Here is a 4,858-nt window from a genome sequence, read left to right as displayed (position 1 = left end):
CGGTTGCTCATCTTTCCGCGCGGCGGCGCGCTGAAACGAATTCCTCGGATGATAAAAGAGAGCGCTGAGCGATCGTCAGTGCATTATTTGAAGGAGTGTTCCGACCCACCGCACAGTGTCCATGCCAACAAAAACGGGTGTCATTTCAGAAAATACGATGCTCTACGCAATTTATCGTATGGGGCCTCACAGTAGGGAGACGGCATATGATTTCCGCACAACCGCCTCCCTTTTTCGACGCCGCGTTGAGCGGATAGGCGTTTGCCAACGCCGCGTTCTGATGCAACGCGAACCCAGGCGAACAATCGCGACCATTTTTGTTTAACCTGATCGACGGTTGTTGGTACTTTTGTTGGTATTATTAAATGCTTAGAGCGCAAATTTGTGTTACATCAACGGCTTGCGAGCGGCTTCGAATCCTGTTCCGACCACGAAGGCGATTGTGATGCGCCGGCGAAATCCCACAGTCTGAAGTTCCGGCCGAATGTCGTCCCGCTTGGTGCCGCGCCGCGGGAAATCCGCCAGCCGTTCGCAATAGTCCACAGTCGCGTCGGTATAGCGCTTAGCGACAGCAGCCGAACCCTGCTTCGCGATAGGTGCTGTCCCAACTAGGCTCAGGACTCATTGATTGGTCCAAAAGATGATGATGGCTGCGATGCAGATGACCGAGAAGAAGGTGTGAGCGCAGCGGTCGTAACGGTGTGGATGCGGCCAGTCTTTGAGTTTGCCGAACATATTCTCGATCTTGTGGCGCTGACGATGGAGGGTGCAGTCGTGGGCGATGGGTATTTTACGGTTGGTCTTTGATGGGATGCAGGCAGCGATGCTGCGTTTGGTCAGGGCCGGAGCCAGTTTGCGTCATACTCTCTGTCGCCGAGCAAGGCTTTGGCCGACGGCAACGCATCAAGCATCAGAGCCGTACCCTTGTAGTCGCTCATCTGGCCTTCGCTGAGCAGTATCACCAGTGGGCGGCCCTCGCCATCGCATATCGCGTGCAGCTTGGAGTTCAGGTCGCCCTTCGTGCACCCGATACGTCGGGAAGTGAGCGGGAGAATAAAACGATCCAGTGGATCGTTTTACCTGCGTCGTCACGGCTCAAGCGTCCGGCGCGGCTGCGCGCGCGTGCCGGGGATCTGAATCACCATATGAACCGTCTCCAGATGTGCTGTCAGGATTGCAGGAAGCCGCCGGGACGGGGTTCGACGTCAAACAGGAGCAGCGTTGATGTCGCCGTCGCGCACAATCGTCCTTCACTGTCGTGGAGCGTCGCCTCCGCGAACGCCACGCGGCGCCCGACCGAAATGGTGCGTCCGGTTGCGCGGACCGTTCCGCTCCGCTCGCTGAGGCCACGGAGATACGACACCTTCAGTTCCAGTGTGGTATGTCCCCGGTTGCCTTCGAGTTGCGAGTGGACCGCGATGCCGCAGGCGCTGTCGAGCAGCGTCGCGGCATAGCCGCCGTGTACGGAACCGAGCGGATTGTAAACGCTGTGGTCGGGCGTGCCCTCGAACACCGCATGGCCGTGCTCGACCTCGATGAGGCTGAAGCCGAGCTTTTCGCCCATCGGCGCTTTCAGGTCGCCCGCGAGCATGGCGCGCAGTTGCTGGAGACCGTCGGGCGCGTCTTCGATATCGTCTGCCACGATGTTCACCAGGGCTCGTGAAAGGGGCGGACCTCGGCGAGGAACGACCAGGCGTCGCGCGGCTGATGCGTGAGATGAAAGACCTCGCTGGCGATCGAGGCGGGCGAGATGAAAAAATCGTCCGGCTTGGTTGGCTGAAGCTCGCGTTGCCACGGCACGTCGATCGCCGCGTCGATGATCAAATAGGCGACGTGCACGCCTTTCGGCCCCAGGTCGCGCGCGAGCGATTCCGCGAGGATGCGCTGCGCGGCCTTTGTGGGCGCAAAGCCGGCGAATGCGGCGCGCCCACGCTGCGCCGAGGTGTTGCCGGTGACGATCAGGGCACCTTCGCCCGCCGCGATCATCGCTGGCGTTGTCAGCCGCGCTAGGTGGAATAGCGCCATCGTATTGATCTCGAAGTTGCGCTGGAGCGTTTCCGCCTCGATCTGCGTGAACGTGCCGAACGCGCCGCCGACGGCGTTGTGGACGACGACCTTGGGGTTGCCGACCTCGGCAATCACGCGCGCCAGAGCAGCGGCATCGCTGACATCGCACGGTACCGCGACCGAATTTGGAATCTCCTTCTCCAGCGCGGCGAGGCGGTCGGCGTTTCGCGCCAGCATCGCCACGCGATAGCCACCCTGGGCGAAGCGGCGCGCTATCGCGGCGCCGGTACCAGGGCCGACCCCCGTGACGAGGGCGAGCGGTTTGGTGGTGTCTGTCATGCTGCTTCCTCCAGGCGCGCGAGCTCCTCGCGCACGAAATCGAGCCGGTCATTGCCGAAAAACATCGCTTCGCCGACAAAAATGGTCGGCGAGCCGAACACGCCGCGCTCGGCCGCCTCGGCGGTGTTGGCTTCGAGCTGGGCGACGACCTCCGGCGCATCGATCCGGTCGGCGATCGGGCCGACATCGATCCCAGCGCCCGCGATCACCGCGAGGACGTCGTCCCGGGTCGCGAGCGTCTTGCCCTCGCTCCAGATCGCCCGGTACAGAGCCAGGGTGATTGTCGCCGCATCGGACGGGGATTTCGCTGTCAGGACCGCCCGCGAACAGGCCTCGCCGTCGTTCGCGCGCATGTCCGACGGGTTGAGCGGTACGCCATAGCGCTGCGCCCAGCGCGCCAGATCGATACGCGCATAGCGCCCCTTCACCGCGCAGGTAAGAGTGGTCGGGACGTTGCCGACCAGTTCCATCACCTTCAGGACCTTCATCGGCCGCAGCGCGATATCGACGTCCATCCCGAGCATCTGGGTATAGGCCATGTAACTATATGGGCTGCGGAAGTCGTAGAAAAACTCGATCGGTTGCGTCACCGGGCTGCTCCTGTGCGTTGATTGAGAAGTTGACGTGTGCGGTCGTCTGCCCCTGGGCCGGGACGGAATTGAGCGTGATCGCGGGGAATGGCGACGCCCGTTTCGGCATCGACCAGCGCCAGCACCAAAGGACGCCCCGTCTCACGATCGACCATTTCGACGGTCGGCGCGCCGAAGCCGGTCGCATCCCAACGGTCGCCCCATTCACGCAGCGCGACGCTCACCTTCCACAGGTCGCGCCCCTTGGGCGTAAGGCGGTATTCGTCTCTCGGCGGACGCTCCTGATAGCGCACGCGTTCGACGATCCCATGCTCGACGAGGTGTTTGAGACGCGCGGCGAGCGTCGCTGCGGGAATGCCCGTACTGGCCCGCAGGTCGTCGTAGCGGCGTAGGCCCAACGAAAGGTCCCGAATCACCAGCAACGCCCACCTGTCGCCGATCAGCTCAAGTGCTCCCGCGATCGAGCATCGCATTCCGACGAAGGATTTCGGCTTCATAAGGCTGGCTCTCGACTAAATTCAATGATTGAAGTAACAGAGGTGCAAGCTATATGCAAGGGGGGACCGAGTGGGCGTATTGATCGCTGCGGAGACCGTCGACCGTGCCACGCTTTCGGGAAAGGGTGAGCCGATCGCGGCGGAACGCTGTGCCGGTGCGATCGACAGCGTTGGCAGCCATACGCTGGCCATGTGCTGGCCCAGACCCGATATGGCAGTGTCGTCGCCAATTGCGGGCTGGCGCAGGGCGTGGACCTGCCGTGCTCCGTTTTACCCTTTATCCTGCGCGGCGTGACGCTGGCCGGGATCGACTTGGTCAACGCCCCGAAGGCCACTCGGATCGAGGCATGGACGCGGCTGACAAGCGACCTCGACCTCGGCAAGCTGGACGCCATGGTGACGACCGTGGGCCTGGAAGATGCGCCCGATGTCGCGCGTAGCATCCTTACGGGCAAGATACGGGGCCGGACGGTCGTCGACGTAAATCGCTGACAGCATGTCTGCGATGAAATCCTCCGGCAATCGCGTCAGCGCGGCCCGTCGCGGATCACGAAGATAATCCTCGGAGATCACACGCCGATCATCGACTCGGCTACACCGTGCGACAGTGGAAAATATGGCTCGATTCGGCGCATCTGCGCCTGCAATAACCAAAACAGATCACTCATCGAAGCACCGCACAGCGCCATCAATGAAACGGTCAATCCGCTAAGCCGCTAAGCCGCAACAGAATTAATGGGTCCTGAGCCTAGGACAACCAAGAACTCTTGGCGCGAGGCCGACGTGCTCGTTGAAGGCGAGGGAACCGGCTTCACTCGGATCGGTGACAATGATGGTGCCGCCACGCAGGTGTTCTGCGAAAAATGTGGCGCGACACTCTACCATCACAACAGCGCCGTTCCGGCCATCATTTCGGTCCGCGTGGGCGCATTTGCCGATTCACTTTCCACCGCCGGCCGTCTCGGTTTATCACGGCGACACCCGCAAGCACGCGTGGATCAAAATCGAGACGAGCCCTCTGGAAGAACTGTGAAGGATGGAATGCGAACAGAAGCCTCCATGCCTTTGAACCAAGCGTCAAGAATCTGATTCGGACATCTCGAGGCGTTTTATCGCTCTATTGCGGGGCCGTTCAAATTGGCTTGCCAGTTTCGCAGAACACCTTTCAAACTTGAGACTAGGGCCTCGGAATTGGAAAACCTATATCTGAGTTGATCGGGTAGTCAGCACAACTGAGAAAACCTCCGATCGTCGGACTTATCTGGCAGGCTCCCTTGATTGGCATGACCCCAGCCAGAAGGGAGCGCATCGGCCAATGAAGCGGTCATATTTCGGCGGATGCGAAAAAAAATACAATACTTTATGACGATTCCATATCGGCCATTACGATTTCGTATCTAGCCCAAAGATCGGCCAATTGGCCGG

The 4,858-nt window shown here is 60.8% G+C and carries 7 protein-coding genes and 1 pseudogene; 2 read left to right on the top strand and 6 right to left on the bottom strand.

Translation table 11 applies throughout. The features are described 5' to 3' along the window. Window positions 1-836: 836 nt before the first annotated feature. The 5 genes from VL202_RS25990 to VL202_RS14820 form a co-directional block, all read right to left on the bottom strand. Window positions 837-998 carry a hypothetical protein gene (locus tag VL202_RS25990; protein WP_414692870.1) on the bottom strand — a complete coding sequence of 54 codons (162 nt, stop codon included), beginning with the start codon at window positions 996-998 and terminating at the stop codon, window positions 837-839. A 170-nt stretch (window positions 999-1,168) separates the two neighbouring features. After that, on the bottom strand, window positions 1,169-1,642 hold the full coding sequence (locus tag VL202_RS14835; RefSeq protein ID WP_325464867.1) for a PaaI family thioesterase: 474 nt from the start codon (window positions 1,640-1,642) through the stop codon (window positions 1,169-1,171). A 5-nt stretch (window positions 1,643-1,647) separates the two neighbouring features. Further along, complete coding sequence (locus tag VL202_RS14830; RefSeq protein ID WP_325464866.1) at window positions 1,648-2,346, bottom strand: SDR family NAD(P)-dependent oxidoreductase; 699 nt, start codon at window positions 2,344-2,346, stop codon at window positions 1,648-1,650. Next, a complete protein-coding gene (locus VL202_RS14825; protein ID WP_325464865.1) occupies window positions 2,343-2,936 on the bottom strand; it encodes a 2-hydroxychromene-2-carboxylate isomerase in 594 nt (197 codons plus the stop codon). Before VL202_RS14825 ends, VL202_RS14830 begins: the two co-directional genes overlap by 4 nt. Next, complete coding sequence (locus tag VL202_RS14820; RefSeq protein ID WP_325464864.1) at window positions 2,933-3,433, bottom strand: helix-turn-helix domain-containing protein; 501 nt, start codon at window positions 3,431-3,433, stop codon at window positions 2,933-2,935. The genes VL202_RS14825 and VL202_RS14820 overlap by 4 nt, the downstream gene beginning before the upstream one ends. A 192-nt stretch (window positions 3,434-3,625) precedes the next feature. Here VL202_RS14820 and VL202_RS14815 point away from each other — a divergent pair, with 192 nt between their 5' ends. Continuing rightward, window positions 3,626-3,925, top strand: coding sequence for a hypothetical protein (locus VL202_RS14815; protein ID WP_325464863.1), 300 nt, complete (start codon window positions 3,626-3,628; stop codon window positions 3,923-3,925). 38 nt (window positions 3,926-3,963) lie between these two features. Here the strand turns inward: VL202_RS14815 and VL202_RS14810 are convergent. Beyond that, window positions 3,964-4,101 (bottom strand): annotated as a pseudogene (locus VL202_RS14810) (IS5/IS1182 family transposase); the annotation flags it as partial. Window positions 4,102-4,168: 67 nt separating this feature from the next. Between VL202_RS14810 and VL202_RS25985 the strand changes: the two are divergent. Next, window positions 4,169-4,522 carry a GFA family protein gene (locus VL202_RS25985; protein ID WP_414692869.1) on the top strand — a complete coding sequence of 118 codons (354 nt, stop codon included), beginning with the start codon at window positions 4,169-4,171 and terminating at the stop codon, window positions 4,520-4,522. Window positions 4,523-4,858 lie beyond the last annotated feature (336 nt).

It is taken from the genome of Pararhizobium sp. (assembly GCF_035497515.1).
In the GTDB taxonomy this organism is placed as follows: domain Bacteria; phylum Pseudomonadota; class Alphaproteobacteria; order Rhizobiales; family Rhizobiaceae; genus Pararhizobium.
The sequence above is the reverse complement of the archived record's forward strand: the minus strand, read 5'-3'. Positions and strand labels throughout refer to the sequence as shown.